This window comes from Terasakiella brassicae (genome assembly GCF_014641495.1).
GTDB lineage: Bacteria > Pseudomonadota > Alphaproteobacteria > Rhodospirillales > Terasakiellaceae > Terasakiella > Terasakiella brassicae.
On the sequence record NZ_BMHV01000007.1, the window covers coordinates 48,852 to 72,178 of the forward strand.

General features: G+C 49.7%; 19 protein-coding genes. 5 read left to right on the forward strand and 14 right to left on the reverse strand.

Annotated elements, in window-relative coordinates:
• Window positions 1–50: 50 nt before the first annotated feature.
• The 5 genes from IEW74_RS06220 to IEW74_RS06240 form a co-directional block, all read right to left on the reverse strand.
• On the reverse strand, window positions 51–734 hold the full coding sequence (locus IEW74_RS06220; RefSeq protein ID WP_188662842.1) for an orotate phosphoribosyltransferase: 684 nt from the start codon (window positions 732–734) through the stop codon (window positions 51–53).
• Between the two features lie 119 nt (window positions 735–853).
• The gene (locus IEW74_RS06225; RefSeq protein WP_188662844.1) at window positions 854–1,801 is read right to left on the reverse strand and encodes a permease; all 948 of its coding nucleotides are present in this window, start codon (window positions 1,799–1,801) and stop codon (window positions 854–856) included.
• Between the two features lie 46 nt (window positions 1,802–1,847).
• Window positions 1,848–2,132: an ArsR/SmtB family transcription factor gene (locus tag IEW74_RS06230; RefSeq protein ID WP_188662846.1), complete on the reverse strand. Its 285-nt coding sequence runs from the start codon at window positions 2,130–2,132 to the stop codon at window positions 1,848–1,850.
• 61 nt (window positions 2,133–2,193) lie between these two features.
• Entirely contained in the window at window positions 2,194–3,876 is a 1,683-nt protein-coding gene (locus IEW74_RS06235) for a hypothetical protein (RefSeq protein WP_188662847.1), read from the reverse strand.
• Between the two features lie 77 nt (window positions 3,877–3,953).
• Entirely contained in the window at window positions 3,954–5,549 is a 1,596-nt protein-coding gene (locus IEW74_RS06240; protein WP_188662850.1) for a S8 family peptidase, read from the reverse strand.
• Between the two features lie 160 nt (window positions 5,550–5,709).
• Here IEW74_RS06240 and IEW74_RS06245 point away from each other — a divergent pair, with 160 nt between their 5' ends.
• Window positions 5,710–9,954, forward strand: coding sequence for a coiled-coil domain-containing protein (locus IEW74_RS06245; RefSeq protein WP_188662852.1), 4,245 nt, complete (start codon window positions 5,710–5,712; stop codon window positions 9,952–9,954).
• Window positions 9,955–9,974: 20 nt separating this feature from the next.
• On the opposite strand, the gene IEW74_RS06250 is transcribed toward IEW74_RS06245, so the two are convergent.
• Genes IEW74_RS06250 through IEW74_RS06260 form a run of 3 tightly spaced genes read right to left on the reverse strand, consistent with a single transcriptional unit; the run spans window position 9,975 to window position 12,541 of the window.
• Window positions 9,975–10,799, reverse strand: a complete 825-nt coding sequence (locus IEW74_RS06250; RefSeq protein ID WP_188662854.1) for a CbiX/SirB N-terminal domain-containing protein — start codon at window positions 10,797–10,799, stop codon at window positions 9,975–9,977.
• The gene (gene cobA / locus IEW74_RS06255) at window positions 10,792–11,547 is read right to left on the reverse strand and encodes a uroporphyrinogen-III C-methyltransferase (RefSeq protein ID WP_188662856.1); all 756 of its coding nucleotides are present in this window, start codon (window positions 11,545–11,547) and stop codon (window positions 10,792–10,794) included. Before cobA ends, IEW74_RS06250 begins: the two co-directional genes overlap by 8 nt.
• Complete coding sequence (locus IEW74_RS06260) at window positions 11,537–12,541, reverse strand: glycosyl transferase family protein (RefSeq protein WP_188662858.1); 1,005 nt, start codon at window positions 12,539–12,541, stop codon at window positions 11,537–11,539. Before IEW74_RS06260 ends, cobA begins: the two co-directional genes overlap by 11 nt.
• A 169-nt stretch (window positions 12,542–12,710) precedes the next feature.
• Between IEW74_RS06260 and IEW74_RS06265 the strand changes: the two genes are divergently transcribed.
• Together IEW74_RS06265 and IEW74_RS06270 are read left to right on the forward strand one after the other, a co-directional pair.
• Window positions 12,711–13,406, forward strand: a complete 696-nt coding sequence (locus tag IEW74_RS06265) for a Crp/Fnr family transcriptional regulator (RefSeq protein ID WP_188662860.1) — start codon at window positions 12,711–12,713, stop codon at window positions 13,404–13,406.
• Window positions 13,403–14,086 carry a Crp/Fnr family transcriptional regulator gene (locus IEW74_RS06270; RefSeq protein ID WP_188662862.1) on the forward strand — a complete coding sequence of 228 codons (684 nt, stop codon included), beginning with the start codon at window positions 13,403–13,405 and terminating at the stop codon, window positions 14,084–14,086. The genes IEW74_RS06265 and IEW74_RS06270 overlap by 4 nt, the downstream gene beginning before the upstream one ends.
• A 1-nt stretch (window position 14,087) precedes the next feature.
• Here the strand turns inward: IEW74_RS06270 and rsmA are convergent, their stop codons facing one another.
• The 5 genes from rsmA to lptF form a co-directional block, all read right to left on the reverse strand.
• Complete coding sequence (rsmA, locus tag IEW74_RS06275; RefSeq protein WP_188662864.1) at window positions 14,088–14,915, reverse strand: 16S rRNA (adenine(1518)-N(6)/adenine(1519)-N(6))-dimethyltransferase RsmA; 828 nt, start codon at window positions 14,913–14,915, stop codon at window positions 14,088–14,090.
• Window positions 14,912–15,916 (reverse strand): 4-hydroxythreonine-4-phosphate dehydrogenase PdxA, encoded by a 1,005-nt coding sequence (gene pdxA / locus IEW74_RS06280; RefSeq protein ID WP_188662866.1) that lies wholly within the window; start codon window positions 15,914–15,916, stop codon window positions 14,912–14,914. Before pdxA ends, rsmA begins: the two co-directional genes overlap by 4 nt.
• Window positions 15,913–17,193: a peptidylprolyl isomerase gene (locus IEW74_RS06285; protein WP_188662868.1), complete on the reverse strand. Its 1,281-nt coding sequence runs from the start codon at window positions 17,191–17,193 to the stop codon at window positions 15,913–15,915. Before IEW74_RS06285 ends, pdxA begins: the two co-directional genes overlap by 4 nt.
• An 82-nt stretch (window positions 17,194–17,275) precedes the next feature.
• Complete coding sequence (gene lptG / locus IEW74_RS06290) at window positions 17,276–18,379, reverse strand: LPS export ABC transporter permease LptG (RefSeq protein WP_188662870.1); 1,104 nt, start codon at window positions 18,377–18,379, stop codon at window positions 17,276–17,278.
• A 9-nt stretch (window positions 18,380–18,388) separates the two neighbouring features.
• Window positions 18,389–19,606 (reverse strand): LPS export ABC transporter permease LptF, encoded by a 1,218-nt coding sequence (gene lptF, locus IEW74_RS06295; RefSeq protein WP_308419087.1) that lies wholly within the window; start codon window positions 19,604–19,606, stop codon window positions 18,389–18,391.
• 11 nt (window positions 19,607–19,617) lie between these two features.
• On the opposite strand from lptF, the gene IEW74_RS06300 reads away from it, so the two are divergent.
• A complete protein-coding gene (locus IEW74_RS06300; RefSeq protein ID WP_188662873.1) occupies window positions 19,618–20,067 on the forward strand; it encodes a deoxycytidylate deaminase in 450 nt (149 codons plus the stop codon).
• 294 nt (window positions 20,068–20,361) lie between these two features.
• Window positions 20,362–21,954 (forward strand): hypothetical protein, encoded by a 1,593-nt coding sequence (locus IEW74_RS06305; RefSeq protein ID WP_188662875.1) that lies wholly within the window; start codon window positions 20,362–20,364, stop codon window positions 21,952–21,954.
• Window positions 21,955–22,113: 159 nt separating this feature from the next.
• Here IEW74_RS06305 and IEW74_RS06310 read toward each other — a convergent pair whose 3' ends face one another.
• Entirely contained in the window at window positions 22,114–23,217 is a 1,104-nt protein-coding gene (locus IEW74_RS06310; RefSeq protein WP_188662877.1) for an ABC transporter substrate-binding protein, read from the reverse strand.
• Window positions 23,218–23,327 lie beyond the last annotated feature (110 nt).

The following is a 23,327-nucleotide window of genomic DNA, read 5'->3' on the forward strand; positions in this document are numbered from 1 at the left end:
AAGGGCCATGATCTTTATCGAAATCCAGAATGCGAGCTTTTTAGGGGTCATCACTCGCCGCCGTTTTTGCTGGACCAGCCAAGCGGGTCTTCCAAAAATTCTTTCACACCGGCGATTTTTTCTTTGGTGAAATAATTGTATTTTTCAGCCGCATGAATAACGTCCCACCAATTACACAGGTAATGCAGCGTGACACCGGCCTGATCCAGAGATTCAAGAGCACCGGGGATCACACCATAGAAAAAGACGACGAAGGCATCATCACATTTGGCACCGGCATTGCGTAGCGCATTGACGAAGTTCAGCTTGGAACCGCCATCTGTTGCCAAATCTTCGACCAGAAGAACGCGTTTGTCTTCTTCCATATAGCCTTCGATCTGGGCGTTGCGACCAAAACCTTTGGGTTTTTTGCGCACATATAACATAGATGCATCCAGTTGATCAGCCATCCATGCCGCATAAGGGATCCCGGCTGTTTCGCCGCCCGCGACATAGTCGAAAACCTCAAACCCTGCGTCCTGTTGCAGTTGGTTTTTGGCGAGTTCCATGACTGTACGACGCGCACGGTTGAAAGAGATGAGCTTGCGACAATCGATATAAACCGGGCTGGCTTTGCCGGAGGTCAGGATATAAGGTTCTTCCGGGCGGAAGTTGATGGCTTCGATTTCCAATAAAATCTTGGCAACGGTTTCACCTGTTTTTTTATGTTCCGGGCTGCGCGCAACAATGGCCATAGTTTATTTATCCTCTGATCAGAAATGCATTGCGTTGTTTTAGAATCAAAATGGATTCAAATCAACGGCTTTCCCTGTTCTTGCGAAATGGAAATTGCACCAAAAAGCAGTCATGTTAGTCAAGTAAACAGGAAATTGAAGGTGAATCCGCTGAGCACAGCCATTGTGAAAACGACCAGCAAAAAGGCTGATAACAAAGGCCAGTAAAAGAGTTTATGCAGCAAGATCGCTTCCGGCAGACTTGCCCCGCCGCTGCCGATGGCAAGCGCCATGATGGCACCCAGGCTGACACCCTTTGCCAGAAAGGCCGAGACCAATGGTAATAAGGTGCTGACCCGCATATAAAGCGGTATCCCGATCAAGGCAGCGGCAGGAATGGCGGCAGGGTTTTGTGGGCCTGCAACCTCTGTAAAAAAGTCAGCCGGTAAAAAGCCATGAACGCCTGCGCCAATGATCATGGCGACAAACATGTAAGGAAACATCTGTTTAAACATGTCCCATGTTTCGCGACCTGCCGTTTGCCAAATCGTCGGGGTGGCTTGAGGTTGTGCCCCACAAGAAGATCCGCAGCATTTTGGTTTTTCTTCGAGTAATTCAGATTTGATGAACCGTTCAAACCCCAGTGTGTTGAGGGTCAACCCCGCAAGGACAGAAACACTGAAGGCCAAAAGGGCGTAAAGCGCGGTGACCTGCCAGCCTAAAACCGGGATGAAAAGGGCAATGACTAAGGGGTTAAGCAACGGAGAGGTAAATAAAAAGGTCATGGTCGGGCCGAAGCCTGCACGCGCTTTTAAAAGGCCGACCAAGACAGGAATACTGGAACAACTGCAAAAGGGGGTGATGGATCCTAAAAGGGCGGCTGTCAGATATCCTCGCCCTTTTTGCCCCCCAAGGATGTTACGGATTTTGCTATCGGGAAGCTTTTGTCGCAGCAAGGCAACCAGAAAACTGATGATGAGGAAGAGAATGCTCAGTTCTGTAAAAAGCTGGATAAACATCCAGAAGCTTTCTTGCAACATCTCATTCAATGGGATTGTGTTGAGGTAATTTTGCAGCTGGTCAAACATAATTTAATACTTCCACAAATATTGAAATAATTGCTTAAAAAAAGGTTTAAAGTGTACAGCATTCCGCTTCTAAAAAGTTCATAATCTCGCGCAACGCATCCAGTTCTGCATAACAGTACAAGCTGCGTCCGTCGCGTTCCTGACGGATTAAGCCAACGCCGATCAAACGGTGAATGTGATGGGACAGGTTTGGGGCAGAAACATCCAAATGACGTTGGATATCCCCAACGACCATGCCTTTTTTACCCGCTTTCACCAGAAGCCGGAACACCGACATACGAGTGTCGTGGCCCAGTTCACCAAGACGTTTTACTGCAATAATCTGATCCATATGTAAGAGTATATGCCGTTATGTTATATATTTCAATAATTATATAAATATCGAAATGTTATCAGCGCAAATGCATGAAATCCAGATCGGAGACTTGTGAGAAAATTTCGCGGGACCCTTCGAAATATGAACGGATCATACTGTTATCCATATCTGGATTGGGGCCGCGTGTATCGGCGATTTGGCGAATTTCCATAATTTCAACCAACCCTTCCAGTGGATTTTCTTTACGCCAGATATAACTTTTATTTTCAACGGTTTTGTTCAGCAGTCTGGTGTTGCGGACGAATGAGTTGGTCGCAGGGCCATATTGATTTTCATAATAATGGAGAACATCTTGGAAGCCATCCCCTTTAAAAATACCATAAAGGCGGGTTGCGACACTGCCTTCATACTGCACGATAGCGCGCGTTCCTTTGTAAAGATGGGTGGACACTTCAAAATGCCGTGCGATGGGGGCAGGCCAACGGGTTGGTGTTGTGCAAAAGGCGATGGTCCCCCGGTTTTTGGTAAAGCACTTCGCCTGTTTGCTGAGGTCGTTGTCCCCTTGACCCAGTTTAATATCAGCCCCCAGACCAAATTCGGCTTTTACAAGTCGCGGGTCAATCGGTTTGGCTTCTGTAACAGGTGCAGGTGATTGAACCGGAACAGTTGGTTCGACCGCTGGTGCAGTGGAGTGTTTTTCTGCGGGACTTTCTGTGGTTTGTGCTGCTTTATCGTCACTGGAAAAAGGGGAGCTGAAGAAATCGCCGATTTTATTTAAGAGACTGGTGTCTTCTTGTTCCGCTGCGGGGGAAGCGTGTGATGTTGTCTCTTGTGTTAGGGCGGGTTCCAGTTCGGTTTTCGGTTCCGGCTCTGGCTTTTCTTGTGTCACCTGTTGTGTTGTTTCTGAAAGGTCTTGATTCTTGGATGGTTGAGTTGGCGTTAAGAAATTGCGTAATTTGTCAAAAAAGGATGCTTGTTCGGTTTCTTCTGAAACTGTGAGCGCAGGAGCAGGCATATCCTCTTTTTGGGGTGCGATTTGTGTCTCCGCTGCGGGTGGCGTTTCCTCATTTTGCTGAGTGGGCGCAAGGGCTGTCGCTTTGCTCTGGTGTTCTGGTGCCGGGGACGGCTCGGCCTTGCTAAACAGTTTGCCTAAACGTTCAAAAAAGGAAGGGCTGCTTTCTTCGGCAACGGATGCGATTGGCCTAGCTTTTGTTGCAGGCTGGACAGGTTCACTGGAGGGCGCTGGCGTTTCTTGTGCGTTCACGGTTGTCGTTTGAACCGGGGGCGCTGTTAGTGGGCTGGCAGGTGCCGGTTGCGGTTGTGCTGAGATCACATAGGAAGGGGCAAACGGATCTTTTGTTTGTGGGTTCGGTGCGACATTGAAAACGGGTGCAGGTTCCGGCACCAATATTTCAACCTGTTTTTCAACGGGGGCTGGAGGCGGAGCCTGAACAACCGGCTTTACCTCAGACGCTGCCGGTGCCGGTGGGGTAATTTGACTGGCATTCACGGCGGGTTTCTCTGGGGCTTTCTTTACGACAGGGCGTTCGGGTTCCACAGGCGTGCGCACGATTTCAGGCGCTTTCGGTTCGGGGGCTTTGGGTGTTGCGTTTGGTTCGCTCGGGGCCACTGCATCCGGTGAAAACGGATCAAGCGTGTTTTGTGCAAAACAGGGTGATGTCAGCAAGACCCAAACACCCATAGAGACGCCAGTATATAAGGCGCGGTGAAAACTGACCTGTCGCTTGGACTTGCCCATATTCTTTTATCCCTAGATTATAGAACCCTCTTGGCTGCGGATTTTGCGGTTTCGGTGGCTTCTATGCAAGGAAAAATCTACCATTTTATCCTTTCTTCACGCTGGGTACGGCGATCAAAAATGCGAATGCCGTCAATATGGTTTTCCACAGATCGTGTTTTTTGTTTTTCTTGTGCTGGTTTTGTTGCCCTTGATGGCTGCCTAGAGGTTTGTTTCATTAAGGCTTTTTGCAGATTTAACCGTCCGCCGCTGACGACCTTATTGGCAAGACCGGGGATGGGGTCAACGCTGTTCATCAGTGTTTCTTTGATTTGTAAATTGGTCAGGGTTGGTTGATGGGCAAGAAGTAACGCGGCCGCCCCGCTGACAATCGGGGTCGCCATCGAGGTTCCTGACTCGAAGTTGTAGCTATCACTCAGCGTCTTTTTTTCCTCATTCGGAAGAACAATGGTGCTAAAAATATCAACGCCGGGAGCTGCGATATCCACATTTTTGCGCCCCCAGTTTGAAAACTCTGCCAGATCGTCTGTTGGTGTTGTCGCTGCGACACTTAAGATGCCGTCGACGGGGTAACTCGCCGGGTATGATCGGGGTTCCCCATCGTTATCGACAGTTTCATTCCCGGCGGCAATGACAAATAAAACACCTTTGGCGGCAAGATCTTCATAGACTTTTTTAGCAATGAAAGAGTGTCCGAAACTACCGAGGCTCAGATTAATAATGCGCGCACCGTTTTCATAGGCATAGACAATAGCCCCGAGTGAGCCAAGTGTATGACCGCGACCACAGCCCCCACCTAAGGATTTAAGGGGCATGATTTTAACTTTATCCGCGATACCTTTGATGCCTTTTGCGTTATTGCCCATTGCTGCGATGGTTCCTGCAACATGGGTACCATGTAAGTTTGTGTAAACGCCGCTTTGTCCCTCATGACATTGGTAGTCGGGGGTTATGGTCGGGGCCGGGTACACAATGGGGCCGGGCCAGTTGTTACCTTCATAAAAATTCCATCCGAAAATATCATCGACAAAACCATTGTTATCATCATCAATCTTGTTGTCAGGAATTTCCTTTTTATTAATCCAGATGTGGCCTTTCAGGTCTTCATGGGTGAATTTGACACCCGTATCGACAACAGCAACAATGATATCTTCTGTTGTTGAAGACGGTTGAGACCAAGCTTCAAAGGCTTTGATCTTGTCCAAAAACCACATTTTATTAATGTGGGGATCATTGGGGGATGCAGGATTTGCCGTATTGGCATAGACGACATAGTTTGGTTCCACCGCATAGACATCGGGGTCGCTGGATAAAATATTGGCAAGATTTTCCCAATTGCCATCTCCGGCCGGGTTGCTGACTTGAATGTGCGCGATATTGAATGAACTGAGCCGTGTATCAATTTTTACATCCTCGCCCAGTTTGGATATCCATTTGGGGTTGTTACCTTTTTTTATGGCATTGAGGGATTTGTCACTGCGAAACTGGACCAGAAATTCCCCTTCCAGTGCGACAGGGGCTAGGGGGGCTTTCAGGACTTTTGTCCTTTCGCGTACAGGTTGGGCAAAACTCTTTGAAATCTGCGGAGTCGCACCTATAAAGAAAAATGAAAAAATAAGTGCAAAACTGTGTATTTTTGCTAAAAATCCTGTATATTTTCTTAATGTTCGCATTTTTCTAACTTTACGGGTTGGATGAAAGATAAAAATTTCATTCTAAAAGTTGCATTTAATTTATTTTTGTATCGTAAAGGACGGTTTTTACCGTGCAAGGAAAATATGAACGGGAGTGAGGCCTTTTTTGGGGCCTGTGAATACAGACACGAGTGGCACGATGAGCAATGATGGTTCAAAGCGAGAGGGTCGGTCTTCTATCGAAGTGGCTTTCGACGCAGAAAATCAGGCAGATCAGGTAAAAGATCAGACCGGGGAAAAGGCAGATGAAAAGGGCAAAAAAAATGCCATGCCGGAATTGTCCCCGTTGCAGAAAGATTACCTGCTTGATGAAGGCGACCGCATGGTTGATGTGGAATTGCTGGCCGAGGAAGACTGGCACGCCCCATTTTATGTGCGTTATCGTTTTTTAAGTATTGTTGCCGCCCTGTTGTCTGTGGGCTGGGTTTATGGGGCTTATGATTATATCGAAACTTATTTCGGCTGGTCGACGCTTAGTGAATTGATGCCCCATGAAATTGGTGGTCTGGCTGCGGGGCTTGTTACGCCCTTGGCCTTGTTGTGGTTAATCGTGGCCTATCTGGAACGCAGCCGTTTGTTGCAGACGGAAAGTCAGGCACTGCGCTGGTATCTGCGCCGTATGGTCTATCCGTCTGAAACCGCAGAACAGCGCGTGCGCGCGATTACGGACTCGTTGCGCGGCCAAACACAGGAATTGACCCGCGCGTCTGAAGATGCGTTGCTGCGATCACGTGCCATCCATGATTTATTGCGTTCGCGAAGTGTGGAATTGTCCGAAGTTTCCCACGAGGCCGATACACGGGCGAAAGAAGCAGAAGACAGTTTGCGCCGTCAGGCCGAAGATTTGCTGAATGTATCTGATCGTGCGATTGACCGGGCGCGTGAAGTCGGCAACGTTTTACACCATCAGGCACATGATTTGGTGAATGTGTCTGAACGTGCCTCCTCTCGCACTGAGGATATTGCGGAAACACTGAAACGCCGTGCAAGCGAGCTGGATAGAGTATCGGACGGTATTGTCAATAAAACCAAAGAAACCGCGTCGATCTTTCAACGTGAAGGCAAGGCACTGGAAACGGTCTTTGAACAGGCCAAAGGGCGCAGTATTGAAATCGGTGACTTGTTGGGCAGTGCCATTGGCTCGGTCAACCAAATGGCCCATGAAGCCGCAGATCGTCTTAATCAAAATGCCAAATTATTGGACGATCACACTGTAAGCTTGCGCAAAAGCAGTGAAGAGGCCCGCGATCAAGGCGAGGCAATGGGCAAGGTGTTTGAACGTCAACTCAAAGAGTTGAATGCGACATCGCAATTGGTGCAAACGCAAACCGGACAAATTCGCGAAAATCTTGTTTCCCAGACGGATCATTTGAACAAAACGGCGGATCAGGTTTCCGAGCGTGTGCGTGAGATGCGCGAAAACCTGAAAGGAAGCGCACAGGAATTGATGAACTCCACAGACAATTCGCTGATGGGCATGCGCAGTACATCGGATGCATTCCGCCAACAGGCACGCCAGTTGGATTTGGCGACAGAACGGGCGATGGAACGCACTGGCAAGCTGAATGATGAAGTTCAGGAAACAGCCCAGAAAACATCCAGTGCCGCCAACCGTGTCGAAGAGCGCATTAAACAGATCAGCGATCAATTGTCACAGGCGGGTCGTGATGTGACGATGGTCAGCGAAGAAGCGCGCGAGCAATTAAACGGGGCCGGTGAAGTTTTACGTTCACGCACCGACGAATTGCAGGAATTGTCCACCCTGTCTGAACAGCGTTTGCAAAATGCCGGTATCCATTTGCAGAAACGGTCCTTGGATTTGATTGATGCGGCAACCAATGCATCAAGCCGGATTCAGTCTGTGACGGCGGCGCTGCATGATGGTTCACAAACCATTACGATTTTGTCGGACAAAGGCGTGGCAAGCATTGATCTTGCAACGGACAGTTTGCGCCGTAGCGCGCAGGAAGTTACCTTGTTGGGTGAAAAGGCACAAATTCAGGCCGACCATTTGACCGACCGCTTGGGTGAAATGCGTAATAATGCAACTGAGATGGATAGCAGCCTGAAATCTTTGGGGGCCGAGATTTCAGAACAAAACGAACGTTTGCAAAAAACATCTTTGACCTCACGCGATGCGCTGGCGGAAGCCGGGCGACGTCTTTCCCATCATGCACAAAATCTGGATCAGGCGTCCAGCGAAGCCGCTGGTCGAATGGAAAGCGTAAGTGCAACCTTGCAAGACCGGACCGAAGAACTGGATCAGGTCAGTGCGCGCACAGCAGAACGTTTACATGATATGGATGCAACGTTACAGACCAGTACACGTTCGCTTAAAAATACAGCAGACGCCGCAGCTCGTCAGATGGAAGGCTATTCCATACGTCTGGATGAACAAACGTCCCTTTTGCGCAGTACTTCGGAACAAACAGCAGGTCAGTTGGAACAGGCGCAATCTGCCATTCGCCAAAGTGGGCAGGAAATGGCCAGTGCCTCTGACCGTGCGGCGAAGTTGATGGGACTGGTTGGGTCCGGGTTCCAACGTCAACGTGATGCCATGATGAATGCAACCGAAGAAGCCGGTAAACGCGTCTTTGAAATTGGCGAAGGTCTGGAAAACCATGCCTTGCGTGTCAATCAGGTTGCCGACCAGGCCGGGGCGACATTGACGGATACAGTCACGGAAATGGAACACCGTGTTGAAGATGCCGGGATAAATCTGACCAAACGTGTGCAACGGGTGGGAACACAGGCACAAACCGTTGTGGACAGTGTCGAAGTTGCCTCGCGCAGTTTGGAAGAGCAGGCGCAAAAGATCAGCCAGTTTGGCGATCATTTGACCCGTCAATTGATACAAGTCAGCGAAAACACGCAGGCTTCCGCCCGTGACACCTTGAAAATGGCGGGGCAAACCCGTGATGAATTGAAAGATGTGGGGGACAAGCTTCAGTCTCATATCGCGAATTTGAACCATGTGACGCAAGGGGCGCAGGGTAGCTTGTTCGATATGGGCGAGATGTTGGGCAAAAGCGGCGAAAAGATTGCCCGCACAAGCGAAGAGGCACAAGAACGGGTACAATCGGTTAATCGGGAACTGGAACGCCAAAACAGTAAAATCAATGATGTGGCGGATAATGCGCTGGCACGGGTCAGCCAGTTGGGCGCGGAAATTGATACCCGCAATGACGAGATTGCAATTTCAATGGATCGTGCGGCCAAACTGATGGCGGAAATGGCGGAAAATATGTATAAGGCCAGCCGGGATACGCAAACCAGTACCGAACAGGCCAATGCGCAATTGCAAAGTGTAACGCATAATATGGAACGCAGCGGGGATCATGTGGAACAAGTGACCCATCAGACGGTATCCCAGCTTAAAGAGGCCATTATGGCCATGCAGGAATTTGTCACCCAGTTAGAGGGACGATCTGAAAAAGCGGCACACCGTTTGAACAAAGCCGGTGAACTGGTACGTGAACGTTCCGACCTTGTGGCCGGGGCCGCCCATCAAATCCATGCCGATATTGCGCAAGCCGCCGATCATTTGGAAGAACGGGCCAAGGATATTCTATCTGCGGGTGAACGTTCAGCCCTGCAACTGGATCAAGCAAGCAAGTCGTTGGAGCGCAAAACACGTGCGGCACAAGTCAATGCAATGGAAATCAAGAAAGGCTTTGATGTGGCCGGGGCGGCTGCGCGTCATCAAATGGATGAACTGGCCAGCACCGTTAATCAGACCTTGAAAGAAATTACCAAAGCCAGTGATGATCTGGAAAGTCGCAATGCCGAGGTAACGCAAATTTCCGATCTGGCGATGGAAAAACTGGGCGCATGGGATGACAACCTGAAAAAACGTTCTGATCTGTTGCGCAAAACATGGTCGGAAGCTGCCCATCAGGCCCATGATGCCGCCAAGGCAATGGAACAACAAACCAAATCCATGAGCCAGCTTAACCGTCATGCCAAAGATCTGGTGAAAGATCTGTCCGAGGTGGACGGTAAGGTCGGTACGGATGAATTTATGCGCCGTCATGCCTTTGTTGTTGAATCCTTGCAATCCTTGGGCGTGGATATTACGCGCGAGCTGGAAATCGGGATCAGCGAGGAAGAATGGCGTCGTTTCACCCGTGGGGATCGTTCCATCTTTGTGCGCAAACTTGCGGCCTTGAAAGACCGCAATAAACTGAATGCCATCAAGGATGCCTATCGCGACCATGAAGCCTTTAGAACCTACGCAAACCGCTATTTTAGCGAGTTTGAACAATTGATCGTTCAGGCCAAGGATAAGGACCAACACGGTATCCTCGCCAATACGTTCTATGGTTCCGATGTGGGTCGGGTGTATCTGGCCTTGTGTCAGGGATTGGGACGCGAACCCAAATAACGCTTTGATCCTGATTTGACTTAATCTTGGCTTGCAAGTTTTTCGCGGGCAATATCAACAATAAACTCGGCCATGCGCGGATGGGACCCTATGGCTTGCATTAACCAGATGTTGCGTCCCGGTGCAGCTTCAAACGGGCCTGTAGGCTGGCCGTTTTCGTGAAGGTCGATTTCTTGTTGTGCACTGAGTTCAATCCCCAAAAATTCAGGGATATCGCGTGCACCGTGGGTGCCCGCCGCAATCATAAACGGCAGGACAATAACATTGGGGGTATTGACCCGCTTTTCCCAGTTTTTCAAAAAAGGTTTTTCTTCTAAAAAGGCGGGTAGCATGGCTTGAACCGGGAAATGACTGTAGGTGCGTGTCGCCAGCATGACCGCACTGTCGTGAGAGGCCGGACGGTCCGGGTCCGGGTTGCCGTGGGCAACGACAAAAACGGTTGTTTCACTTGGGGAAAGCTGTTGATCGTCCATCACTTGATGGAGGCGCTCAGCCATAAGCGCCGCCAGGTTCGGGTGTTCACCAACGGGTTGACAGAGGTAGATGGTTTGTCCGTTACGCCGGGTCAAAAGGCCATCCAGCCCCATTTCACGCGGAATGACGACCTTATTGATAAAACCGGAACATGCCAGATTGGGGACAACGACAACTTCCGGGGTGTCCACGTCCTCAAGGGCGTCTTGAAGAAAGGTTTCTTCCTTCCAGAAGGCGGTTTTGACATCGGCAAATATATTTTGATCTTTAATCCATTGCGCATGCAGACGGGCCGGGCGCCCCATGTTTGGGCTTTTGCTCGATCCATGTCCGGCAATAATCAAAGTGGTCTGTTTTAATCTGTCATTCATGGTTTAATGTTTGGGCAACGTCGATCACATGACCGATAATCAGCAATGAGGGCGGTTTGAAGTCGCCCTGGCGTTTGGTTTCAGGGAGGCGTTCCAATGTGGTATAGGCAATGCGTTGGGCTGGCGTTGCGCCGTTTTCGATAATGGCGGCAGGCGTGTTTGCCGCGCGGCCTGCTTTGATCATATTCTCGGCAATGGCATCTAGATTTTGCAATCCCATATAAATCACAACCGTCATTTCCGGGTCATTTAATGAGGCCCAGTCGATGTCGAGGTCTGCACCTTCTTTATAATGCCCTGTAACAAAACGGACACTGCGTGCCACACCGCGATGGGTGAGGGGAATGCGCGCAGCCGCCCCGCATCCAGCCGCAGCCGTAATACCGGGAACAACTTCAAACGGGATGTTTTTTTCCAGCAGGAATTCGGCTTCTTCGCTGCCGCGTCCAAAGACAAATGGATCCCCGCCTTTTAAACGTACGACAAGCTTGTGTTTGCAGGCGAGTTCAAACAACAGGGCGTTAATCTCTTCCTGTTTTAAAATATGTCGCCCCGGTGCCTTTCCAACAAAAACTTTTTCGACATGATCAGGGACGAGGCTGAGAATCTCGTCCGTGACAAGGCGGTCATATACGACGACATCGGCCTGTTCAATCATGCGTAAGGCACGAATGGTCAGTAGATCAGGGTCACCGGGGCCGGCCCCAACAAGAACAACGCGATTGCGGATGTTTTGATCACTGGGCATAAGGGACGGTATCCATTTGGCGGTTGGCCCAAATTGTTTCGGCCTTTGTATGCGCATCATCACAGGATGTGGCGCGCCCCATCAGGCGTAACGCAATGGCGATGGTGCCTGTAATGGCGGCAATGGCATATGGATGACAGTCTTCGCCGGACCAGACCTTTTTCAGGCGGGTTATGTCCATTTCCGTGTCATGGTAGGCGTCTTCCGGTGCAAGGAATGCAGGCCATTCTTCTTCAAAACGTTCTCCGTCAATCAGGTATTGGATGTTGACGGGTTTGGCCGCGCGGCGTTCGATCTCGCCCCCTTCACCTTTAAAGACACACATGCGTTTTTGCCCCAGCAAATCTGCACAATCGCGATGAATGTCGCGGTAGGCGGAATGGGTAATACATTGCAAGACGCACGGGGCATGAAAGGCATTGATCATGCGGGCAAAGGTATTGACCGGTGTACGCACACCCAACGTGGATTTCAGGTCCATGATTTCCTGCAAGACAGGGCTGATTTTATCTAGTGACAGATAGCTGAAGTTCCCAGTTTTAAGGCGCAAGGCCGCATCTTCCAAAGAGGTGCTTTGGGCAATTCCCAGCTCAGCCAAGGCTTGATCCGTGTATAGGCGGTTCGCCGTATGGCCTGAGGCGCCATGCATGAAAATTTTAATACCACTTGCAGCCATCGCAAGTGCCGCCAGCAGATAGTAAGGTAATTGCCGTGCTTTGCCAGCATAGCTTGGCCAATCCAGATCAATTGCCGGTATATCGTTTGGAAGTTTTAACTCATTTCGAACGGCATCAACGAAACCAGCCCCTTCTTCCGGGTCTTCTGTACGGACGCGCAGAATACACAGGAATGCCCCAAGTTGTATTGGGTCAACCTTATGATTTAAAATCATTGTAGCGGCTTGAAAAGATTCTTCACGGCTTAAAGGGCGCGATAGACGCGGGCCTTTGCCGATGATACGAATATATTGTGCGAAGGGATGTTCTTGTTGCATGATAATGTCGATTATACTTGTTTCTTGAGTGTTTCTGAAACATATTCCTTTCGCATTTGCGATAAAAGACATTTGTGCGATTTTTGAGAATTAATTCACCTTCTTGCTTGCCAAGGGGCTGTTCTTTTTCTTAATAATTAAACTCACACAATTTTTTGGTGACAATCCGATGGATTTTAACAAGTTAGCCCAATTACCGATTTTAAATCGTTTGCCACAAGATGTGTTGGAAATCGTCTTTCGTACAGGCGAAGTAAAACAGGTGAAAGCCGGGGATATCCTCAGCCGTGAAGGTGCACCAGCCTGTCATGTCATCTGGATTTTGTCCGGGCGCGCAAAAACATCGGTTGAAAATATAAATGGTGAAGAAACGGTCATTGATATTATTTCACAAGGGGCAAAGGTCGGTTTGGCGGAAGTCTGTGAAGAAGGGGCTTATTGCCTTTCCGTACAAGTTCTGGAAGACAGCGTGATTTTCCAATTGCCAAAGGCACAGTTTTTAAGTCTGCTGGAAGAACAGTTTGATTTGCAGATGGCTGTTTTTGCCAATATCTCGGTTGAGATGCGCGGTGCTGTTCGTGAAATCAACGATTTGAAACTGAAAAATACGTCCCGACGTCTGGGCGCCTATTTATTGGGCATGACATCCGCAGAAGAAGGCGAGGTCGTGATTGACTTGCCATTTGGTAAACGTCTTTTAGCCGCCCGCTTGGCGATGAAGCCGGAGAGTTTGTCCCGCGCCCTTGCAAAATTGAAAAAAACAGGTGTGGAAACCATGCGCAATCAGGTCAAAATTATGGATATTGAGGTTTTGAAGACCTATTGCGGTGAAGATGACTGGCTGTTTGAAGAGGGCATGGTATGAGTAAGGCATTAGGACCGACAGAAGTACAAAGGGCCGGTGAGGTTCGTTTCTTCAAGGGGTTGGGGGCGGATGATCTGGAAGCTTTGCTGAAAAATGCCGTTTTGATCGAAGAGGAAAAAGGTAGTTTACTGTTTTCCCAAGGCGATCCGGCAGACCGTTTTTACATTATTCTGGAAGGCCGCGTGAAGCTTTTTACCGCCAATGAAGAAGGCGAGGAAAGCATTGTTGAAATCTTCAACCCGACAAACAGTTTTGCCGAAGCAGCGATGTTTGCTTCGGGTCGTTTTCCGGTCAATTGCGAAACGGTTATTCCTTCCCGCCTTATTCGGATTGACGGGGATCCTTTTTTAAATGTATTGAAAAACAAGCCGCGCATCGGGCGGACAATCTTGTCTAAAATGGCAGGGCGTTATCGTCATTTGCTCAATGAAATTTCACAACTGAAAACTCAATCACCGGCGCAGCGTTTGGGTGCCTTTTTCCTGTCCTTGACGGAAGGGAATGAAGGGACAGCCGTTGCTTTGCCTTATGATAAGAACCTGATTGCTGCCCGTGTTGGTATGAAGCCGGAAAGCCTGTCGCGCGCCTTGTCACGTTTGCGCGAAATCGGTGTGGATTGCCAGAAACGCGAATTGATCGTGGAAGACCTCGACAAGCTGCGTGAATTTTGCGGCGACTAATCTAGGTATTCAAGGCTTGAACAAGGGCGCAGAACTCCGGAACGCTAAGCTCTTCGGCGCGTTTTGTTGGTTCAATCCCGGCCTTATTTGCGAGTTCTTCGCCATTTACCCCTAAGGATTTAAGGCTGGCGCGCAGCATTTTTCGGCGTTGACCGAATGCCGCTTGGGTGACGCGTTCCAATTGTCTGCGATCCACATCGACCAGTGGTTTATCGCGTGGCACCAGTGTGGCAACCGTGGACATGACTTTGGGCGGTGGGGTGAAGGCGGTGGGTTTGATGTTGAACTCCAAACGCACGTCACATAGCCATTGGGTAAGAACGGAAAGCCGCCCATAATCCTTGGTGCGCGGCTGAGCTGCCAGTCGATCGGCCACTTCCTTTTGAAACATCAACGTCAGGCATTCATATTCGGTGATGTTTTCCAGCCAGTTTAAAACAAGTTGGGTGGAGATATTGTAAGGCAGGTTGGCAACGATCTTGCGCGGCCCGTCACATAGGCTGGCGGGATCAATTGCCAAGGCGTCCCCTTCGATAATTTCCAGACGACCGGGATAAGCGGCTGCAATTTCCTGCAAGGCGGCAATGGGGCGTTGGTCGCGTTCAATTGCAATGACCTTCTTGGCCCCTTCGGCCAACAGGGCACGGGTTAAACCGCCGGGACCGGGGCCAATTTCAATGACGGTGCATTGGCTTAAATCACCGGCGGCGCGCGCAACACGTCCGGTCAGGTTCAAATCCAACAGGAAGTGCTGTCCCAGCGATTTTTTTGCAGCAAGATCGTATTTTGCGATGACATCGCGTAAAGGGGGCAGGGTATCTGTCGTCATGTGTTTTGTTTCTGTCGTTGTCTATGGGCCATATCGCCTGCCATTTTCAGGGCAGCACACAGGCTGGTTGCACTGGCGGTTCCGGTGCCTGCGATATTTAAAGCGGTGCCGTGGTCCGGCGAGGTCCGAATAAAGGGAAGGCCAAGGGTCACATTGACCCCCAGATCAAAGGCAATTGTTTTAATCGGGATCAATGCCTGATCGTGATACATGCACATGGCGACATCATAGGTCTTGCGTGCGGCCTCGTGAAACATGGTGTCTGGCGGTAAGGGGCCAAAGGCATCAATCCCCATCTCTTGTAATTTTTCAACAGCCGGGGCGATGATATCAATTTCTTCGCTGCCCATATCGCCGTTTTCACCAGCATGTGGGTTAAGCCCGGCAAGGGCAAGCCGGGGGAAGTCAATACCCGCACGGTCCTGTAAGGCTTTCGCCGTGATGGCACATTTTTCAACGATCAGATCGGTTGTTAGTTCTGCAATGGCCTGTTGTAAAGAGACATGTACCGTGATCGGCACAACACGAAGTTCGTCACATGCCAGCATCATAATCGGCGGGGTCTGAATACCGGCAAGCTCCGCCAAAAATTCCGTATGACCGGGAAAGCCAAATCCCGCGTTATGAAGGTTATGTTTATGAATGGGGTTGGTGACAACGGCGCTGGCTTCCCCCTTGAGGCAAAATTCCACCGCCCGTTCAATCGAGGAGATAACGGATTTCGCGCTATGCTTATTTAATTGTCCCGGTTCCACGGCTGTGACGGGATGTTCCAGTACAGGTAAGGCGTCTGGAAAAACATCGTGGGCTTCTTGCGGGGTTGTAATCGGACAAATCGGCACCGTCCAGCCCAGACGGTTGGCAAGATGGGCAAGGCGATGCGGGCAATCAATCACAAAAAAGCAGGGAATGTTTTCCCGGTTTTCGCGCCATGCCTTCAGTGTGATTTCACCGCCAATTCCGGCAGGTTCCCCCATACTAACGGCAAGCGGTGCGATCATAGGCGAATATCCACAAAAGCGTTACGGCGCAATGTTTGCAACTGACGACGGCTTTCCCGATTAATTTTTTCCATGCGTAATTCACGTTTCAGATCGTTGCGTATGGTAACTTCCGGTATGGCAGGAACCGGGGCACGGTTGCAAATCATCAAAACGAGAACAGCCCCCTTTTTTTGTTCCAAGGTTGTGATTTGATTTGCACTCATGGGCAGGAGCGTATTGCGGATATCTTCCGGCATGTTGGAAAGTTTCAGCTGGTTTAAAATACCGGCATTTGCACCGTCAACCTGCTTGCCGATCTCCACAAGGTTTTCACAGCTTCGCGCCTGATGCGCGATGGTGCTGGCTTTGGTATTGCGCGCGGCCCAAACTTCTGGTGTTGCATCTGGGGCAACAGGCAGAATGACCTGGGCAATATCCAGCAATTCATCGCGTTCTTCGACACCTGCAAGGCGTTTTTCATGTAATTTTACAATGAAGAAACCGGACGATGTGCGGATCGGATTGGAATAATCGCCTTCCTTCATTGGGATCAAGGCGGCCTCGATCTTCGGATCTATATGCCCTGTTTGAACCCAACCCAAGGCGCCACCTTCCGGTGCGGATGCACTTTGCGAAAAATCACGGGCAAGGCTGTCAAACGGAGAACCGCTTTTGATATGACCAATCAAACTATCAGCCATTTGCAAGGCGGTTTCTTCTTGCGATGGGCTGTCAACAGGCAGATAAATCTCAGAATAGAGGTATTCGGGCTTGCCTTTGTTGGCATTTTTTTCAGCCAAGGCTTTGTCGATTTCTTCTTCGCTGACGCTGATCCGGTTTCCGGCTGTGCGTGAGATGACCGTGCTCCAGCCCAATTCCGCGCGGGCCTGATCGGCAAGAACTTCGCGATCAATCCCCAAGGATTGCAAAAAACCGTCAAGCTGCCCGTCACGAATACGTTGTGTTCGGGCGTAGCGTTCAAGGGCTTGATCGACTTCTTTGTCGGTGACTTCAATTTCCAGACGTTCGGCTTCCTGCATTTTCAGGCGTTCATCGATCATCACGCGCAACAGGTTGGCGGCAAGACTTTTTTGAACTTCGGGGGTGTTCGGCATGCGGGTGGTTGCCATTGTTAAGCGCACGCGTTGGGCGATATCCAATTCGGAAATGATATCGTCATTGACAACAGCAGCGATGCGCATAACGCCTTGTGCATGTAACACAGTGGAAGGGACACAGGCAACGAAGGCGCTGAACAGGCCAATAAGGAAGAAGGAACGGCAGCAATTGAACATGATAAATCAGTCTTTTGTTTCGTTTAGCACGTATAATTTAAAGAGATTTTTACAGAAGTATAGTCCTTTATAGGAATGCTTCCTATCCGTCTTCCAAATGCAAAATCATGGCGCAGCCCAAAAGCATGCAAATACTGGCAGGTGCCCATGCCGCCAACAGGACGGGAATGCTGCCGGACAATGCCAATGCCATTGAGATATCGGAAAAGAAATACAGGATAAACCCGCTCATCATACCGGCACCAACCACAAAGGTGGTGCCGCCTTTTCGCGTATGGCGCAGGGTAAATGTGGCTGCGATTAAAATCATGGCAGCCAGCAACAACGGCGTGGATAAAAGGCTATGCCAATAAAGTTTGTGGCGTTTTCCGCTGAAACCGGCTTTTTCCATGGTTTCGATAAATTCCGGCAACGCCCAGAAGGACATGGTTTCCGGCGGGGCGAAACTGTCTTGAATTTTGTTTAAGGTCAGGTCTGTTTCAAACCACAGTTCTTCCTGAAATTCCGTAGGCTGTTCCGCCACATGGATTTGCACATCATAGAGATGCCAGAAACCCTCTTCCAGTGAGCCGCGCTGGGCTTCGATCCGGTGGGAAAATTTGTCACGCTCGCTATAAATAAAAATGGTGACGTTGTTGAGGTCCACATTATCTTTTTGTTGCAGGACGTAGCGCGAATGCAAAACCGATTGCCCGTCCGGGTTGCTTTGGCGCAACCATAAACCGTTTGCTGATAGACTCAACATACTGGTGTGTCCGTCAAAATAACGGTTTTCCATTTGTTCATAGGCACTTAATGTCGCAGACCCCAATGGATTGATGACCATGATTTGAAAGAGCCCAAGGCAGAAAGCGACCAAAATCGCCGGGCTCATAAATCGCCATGCCGATACACCGGCAGCGCGTGCAACGACCAGTTCGTGCGAGCGGGTCAGGCGGGTAAAGGCCGACATGGCGGCAAAAAGAACGGCAAACGGGAAAGTTTCCTGCCCCAGATGCGGTAATTTCAACAAGGCCATTTGTAGGCTGATTAAGGCCGAAATGCCTTCTTTATTGGACGAACGCCGCAGCAGTTCGATGGAATCGATTAAATAGATTAGGCCCAGAAAAACCAGCATTAAAACAGCAAAATGCAGCAGAAAATAACGACCGATATAAACAGAAAGTGTCGGGGCAAGTTTGATCATTGTCTGTACCTACGCTTCCAACTGGCCGGATTGGACGAGTTTCAATTCTTTTGCCATGCGTTTTGGACTGCGTTTTGGGTGCCAGCTCATAAAGAAACTGCTGACGGGGATGGGAACCAAGGTCGCAAAATAAAGCAGCGGTAAAAGCTGTAGATTTTTGGCACTCACGTTCGCTAACCCAAGGGAGGCCACCTGCAAAAAAATCACACCAAGGATCGCCAGCAAAATACGCCGGCTTTGTCCGCGTCGGCTAAATTGCCCGGCGGTCAGAAACATTAACGCCGCCAAGGCATTGGACAGACACAGGAAAGGCGTGAGCAAACGTTGGTGGCCTTCGACAATATGTTTGCCCCAGTCGTTTTTGCCGACCAGCGGGTTATCTTGTGGGCGAAGCAGGTCTTCGACCATCAGTTCGCGTGCTTCGGGTTGGCGCTGGATATTGGCTTGTGTCTTCAGCGGAATTTCGTGGGTATAACGGTCGAAATACAACATGGAGAACTTGCCCGTATTGCTATCAACGACCTGACGGTTGCCTTCAAACATAATCACGCGGGCAGACCCGTCGACCTCAACCAAGGCGCCGCGTTCTGCCATCAGGGTGACGGGGCGGTCCGGGATGGTTTCATCATGCACCAGAATGCCGAGAAGCTGGCCTTCCTGTGTGCGTTCGCGCACATAGACCGTCACTTTGGAGCTTAGTTCGTTAAAGGCGCCTTCGCGCAACAAAAGGTGTGACATGCTGTTGCGGAGTTCCCACTGGAGTTCGCGAAACAGTTGATAGGATTTCGGCACCAAATACAGGTTCAGACTGTAAGACGCCATCATGACACAGGCGGTCAGTATCAAGGCTGGTTTGGCAATGGCCCAGTTGCTCATGCCGCTAGCGCGCATGACGGGCAGTTCGCGGTCGATATTCAGACGGCTGTAGACAAAGGTGATAACGGCAAACAACGCAACAGGCAGGATGACGGTTAAAAAGTTGGGTAACAGAAGGGCGGTGAAATAGATAAACATACCGATTCCCAGCCCGCGATTGACGATCATTTCGACAAAGCGCAAGGATTGTGTCAGCCATAACACACAGACCAAGGCCAGTGAAATCATCACAAATCCGGTAAAAAGTTGCCGGAAAATATATCTGTCCAAACTTTTCATAACGCCGCGAAGTATATCCCTTGATACGCCAAAAGAAAGCAATATGATCACTGGAGGAAAAAAAGCAAGCATAGGGTGGCAAGATGGCCGGAAATAAATGGAATGCCCGTGGGATCGAAGTGGCACGCACGGTGGCAAAATGGTCCAAGGACAAAAGCACACAAGTCGGTGCTGTCGTGATGATGGAAGACGGCACGCCCTTGACGTTTGCCTACAACGGATTTGCCCGTGGCGTGAACGATGATGTGGAATGCCGCCATGAACGCCCTGAAAAATACAAATGGACCAGCCACGCCGAAGAAAACGCCATTGCCAATATGGCGCGCATCGGGGCCACGGCCTTTGGCGCGACCTTGTATGTAACCCATTTCCCCTGTGCAGGGTGCGCGCGCAAAATCATTCAGGCAGGCATTGCCCGCGTGGTAGTGGATGGATCATCCATGACCGATGATTTCAAATCCCGCTGGGAAGAAGACATGACCGTGTCACGCGAAATGTTCGGCGAAGGCGGGGTCGAGGTTCTCGTCGTCTGAGCAGTGAGGCTCCGCTTTTTGGGAAGATCGGATTGCGAGGCGGGATAGGTGTGATCCTACCGGACAGACTGGGTCCCCGCGTTCGCGGGAATGACGGTGTTTGAGGCCCCTCCTTTCGTCATCCCCGCGAACGCGGGGACCCAGTCTTTACATCGGGAGAAACGTTTTTTCCTTGCATTTACCCATCTAAAAAGATGTTTTACTCCAATCATTAAAACCTGTGGTAATGCCGTGACAAGACATGTTAAAGTTTGCCCCAAGGGAAGATGAGAAATGGAAATAGGATAAGCCAGCGTGACAGAGATTACTTCATCGGAGGAACTGAAAGAATGGCTGAAAGGGCAGGATAAGCAGATTTCAGTTGCCATTGCTGCGCGTATCGCCTTACGGCTTATACCGATTTTTGACAAGGCAGTAGTATATGAAGATAAAGATGCAATGATTCTGCCTCTTTTACGTGCGATGTCGATATCTTGGTTTGGGGGTATCGAGTTAAGCAAGGATATAATGGAACTAGCAATTGATGCAGCACCAAGTGCTTCTTTCGCTAATGCTGTATTTGCGTTAGCTATGAAGCCCAATGTTGATGCTGATAACATATTTGTTTACGCTTTCTCTAAGAACGTTGTTGCCTCTCTTGCCGCAGGAACCGCAGATGCAGCTCTTGCCGCCCTTTCTTATAGGTCTTCTGATGTCATCGTTTCAAACGTATGGCAAGAAATTTCATATGATGTTACGTTCCTTGAAGAAGACAATGCTGTTGGCGCCTTGATAGAAAGGCCGCTCTTTTTAGGTGAGATGGACTCGAAGTTAAAAAAACGCTGGCAGTCGATGAAGGAAGCCTTGCTTAATTTGGATGAAAACTGGCAGGTCTGGACCAACTGGTACGAAGACCGTTTGGTCGGTGGCCCGCGCCCCAACGGTCGCCTTGTGATTGAAGCATTGGAACGCGAACGCGTCCTCATCCCCGATGAAGACTGGAACAAAGGTGCCGCCCATGTCAACGCCCTGATTGCGGAGATGGAAAAACGCTATCAGGTGCCGGAACCACCCGTGCAACGCCTTGCAGAAATTATGTTGCAGGTGGGCGAAGATCACAAAGTCCACATTCAACCCCATCCTTTGACCACGCGTGATGCAGCGCAGGATAAACGCTGGCATGATGCGTGGGATGGGTTGCGTGATGCGTTGGAAGATTTTGTTCATTACGTTCCAGAAGGCAATAATCGTGCGCTGGATCGGGCTGTGCAGCGGTATCAAGAGGCTTTGTCGTCCCATTTTGAAAATATGAATGTGATAAAGCTGGGGCAAACAGGCAACCGCCTGTCAGAATTGCTGCAACGGGCCAAAGATGAATTGATGGACGATGTGGCCGCTGAACTCGCGGCCTTGCTTGTCAATCACAACGATTTCATCAAACAGGTGCCGGAATGGCGCAATTATCAAAAAGATGCAGATACAGGGGTGGCAAAATCGGATGTAGATTTTGCCCGCGAGGTTGTCAATCAACTGGATGATCAAGGCGACTTGTTGGATGATGATGTTATTGAGGAATTTAAGACGTATGCCGACTTCCTCTTTGATGATTATGTTCCGCAAGAGGATGATAAAGCTGTCGTATCCGACCCGGTTGTCGTTGATTTTGTACGCAGTGTCGGCAACCTTTTATCCGTTGTTGCCAAGCCTGTGGTGGATTGTGCGCGCAAAGTCCGCGCCGGGGTGGATGCGTTAAATCGTAAGGCGTTTGAATGGCGTGCGCAACGTTTTCTCATTCAGCTTGAAGATATGGGCCTGATGGATATGTTAATTGCATATGCAGGCAGTTCCCGTGAATTTGCATGGCTTGCGCCGATCATTGCCTATGTACGCGGCAAGATGAGGGATTGAACGAACGCACACGGCCTTTTAGATGGATCATCGTATCAAGTACGACGATGACGTTTAGGGGGCGTTAAATGATATGGGCAATGTTTGTGTTGCTGCCCCCCCCACTTTGTCATCCCCGCGAACGCGGGGACCCAGTGTAACAGGAAGGACGCGTCTTGTTCAGGGGTGTGTCGCTGCAAGGAGGTTTTTGAGGCTGAAATCGTAGGTTATCAGCGTTTTGTTTTGGGTTTTGCTGAAACGGGTAAAATCGATTTTTGACCAGTCGCGGGTGCCGAGTTTCTTTTCAAATTCGTCGATATTCTTCAAGGTAATGGCTTCCATGGGGAAGTGGATTTCTTTTTCCAACAGTTGATTGTTGTGATGGTCAAACAGGGTGACAATGGCCCATGCCCCGGCGAAAAAATGACCGCCATGTGTCATGGTGAATTGTTTGTTGCGAACAGCATTCAGGCCGTCTTTGGACCAGTTTAACCCGGCAATGGCGTAATCCTGGCCTGCCTTCAGTTGATGTTTATTCATGGCCGCGATGGCACCCAGGGCAATATTGTCGTTGGCCGCCCAAATCAGTTTCGGGGCTGGGGCACGTGCAAGATATTTGTTGGTTTCGTCAAAGGCTTGATCCTTGGACCAATTGGTGTAGGCGCGATGGATTTCTCGTAATTCGGTCTTTTTATTCAAAAAACGCCCGAGGCCACCGTTGCGTTCCAATGATGCCGGTGTGCGGTTGTCCCCGCTTAGGGTTAAAACCGTATAAGGTGCTTGCCAGTTGCGCGCGCGGGCAAAGTCCAATAACGAGGTGGCCATTTCATATCCGGCCTTGTCGTTATCCGGTGTGATACTGCCCAGCCAATATTTAAAAATCTGACCGGGGCGACCGATGAATTGTTTTTGTTGATCTGTGATGGAATTCAGCAAAAACAGAGTGGGAATACGGCGTTGTTCGGCCTTGCGTAAGAAACCGGATAATTTCTGATATTCATTGACAATAATAATGTAGTCAAAATCAATAGAGGAATCGAAAATTTCAGCCGCGTTTTCGCGGATTTTGTTTGGTGTTCGATCCCCGTACCAGATATGCAGGTCCGCCCCGAAATGATGGGCGGCGGCTTGCATGGTATCGCTGACATCTTTCCAAAACCCACGGTCGGCAAAACCGGGGTTGTTAAAGGCGATTTTCAATTGCTTGGAGGCGCGTACAGGCAACTCGCCATATGCAGGTAGGACAAGGATAACGCAGAATAAAAAAGATAGCGCCCAACGCATAGAGGCTTCCCCGTTTCGTTTATAAAACATACCGCAATCAAAAGAGGTGTTCTATATGAAAACGGTACTTACTACATTTGTAGTATAAGGGCAAAGGTTAAAAATAAAAG

Coding starts and splice junctions, on each gene's coding strand:
- IEW74_RS06220 (WP_188662842.1), bottom strand. CDS start 734: ATGGCCATTGTTGCGCGCAGCCCGGAACATAAAAAAACAGGTGAAACC.
- IEW74_RS06225 (WP_188662844.1), bottom strand. CDS start 1,801: ATGTTTGACCAGCTGCAAAATTACCTCAACACAATCCCATTGAATGAG.
- IEW74_RS06230 (WP_188662846.1), bottom strand. CDS start 2,132: ATGGATCAGATTATTGCAGTAAAACGTCTTGGTGAACTGGGCCACGAC.
- IEW74_RS06235 (WP_188662847.1), bottom strand. CDS start 3,876: ATGGGCAAGTCCAAGCGACAGGTCAGTTTTCACCGCGCCTTATATACT.
- IEW74_RS06240 (WP_188662850.1), bottom strand. CDS start 5,549: ATGCGAACATTAAGAAAATATACAGGATTTTTAGCAAAAATACACAGT.
- IEW74_RS06245 (WP_188662852.1), top strand. CDS start 5,710: ATGAGCAATGATGGTTCAAAGCGAGAGGGTCGGTCTTCTATCGAAGTG.
- IEW74_RS06250 (WP_188662854.1), bottom strand. CDS start 10,799: ATGAATGACAGATTAAAACAGACCACTTTGATTATTGCCGGACATGGA.
- cobA (WP_188662856.1), bottom strand. CDS start 11,547: ATGCCCAGTGATCAAAACATCCGCAATCGCGTTGTTCTTGTTGGGGCC.
- IEW74_RS06260 (WP_188662858.1), bottom strand. CDS start 12,541: ATGCAACAAGAACATCCCTTCGCACAATATATTCGTATCATCGGCAAA.
- IEW74_RS06265 (WP_188662860.1), top strand. CDS start 12,711: ATGGATTTTAACAAGTTAGCCCAATTACCGATTTTAAATCGTTTGCCA.
- IEW74_RS06270 (WP_188662862.1), top strand. CDS start 13,403: ATGAGTAAGGCATTAGGACCGACAGAAGTACAAAGGGCCGGTGAGGTT.
- rsmA (WP_188662864.1), bottom strand. CDS start 14,915: ATGACGACAGATACCCTGCCCCCTTTACGCGATGTCATCGCAAAATAC.
- pdxA (WP_188662866.1), bottom strand. CDS start 15,916: ATGATCGCACCGCTTGCCGTTAGTATGGGGGAACCTGCCGGAATTGGC.
- IEW74_RS06285 (WP_188662868.1), bottom strand. CDS start 17,193: ATGTTCAATTGCTGCCGTTCCTTCTTCCTTATTGGCCTGTTCAGCGCC.
- lptG (WP_188662870.1), bottom strand. CDS start 18,379: ATGATCAAACTTGCCCCGACACTTTCTGTTTATATCGGTCGTTATTTT.
- lptF (WP_308419087.1), bottom strand. CDS start 19,606: ATGCTTGCTTTTTTTCCTCCAGTGATCATATTGCTTTCTTTTGGCGTA.
- IEW74_RS06300 (WP_188662873.1), top strand. CDS start 19,618: ATGGCCGGAAATAAATGGAATGCCCGTGGGATCGAAGTGGCACGCACG.
- IEW74_RS06310 (WP_188662877.1), bottom strand. CDS start 23,217: ATGCGTTGGGCGCTATCTTTTTTATTCTGCGTTATCCTTGTCCTACCT.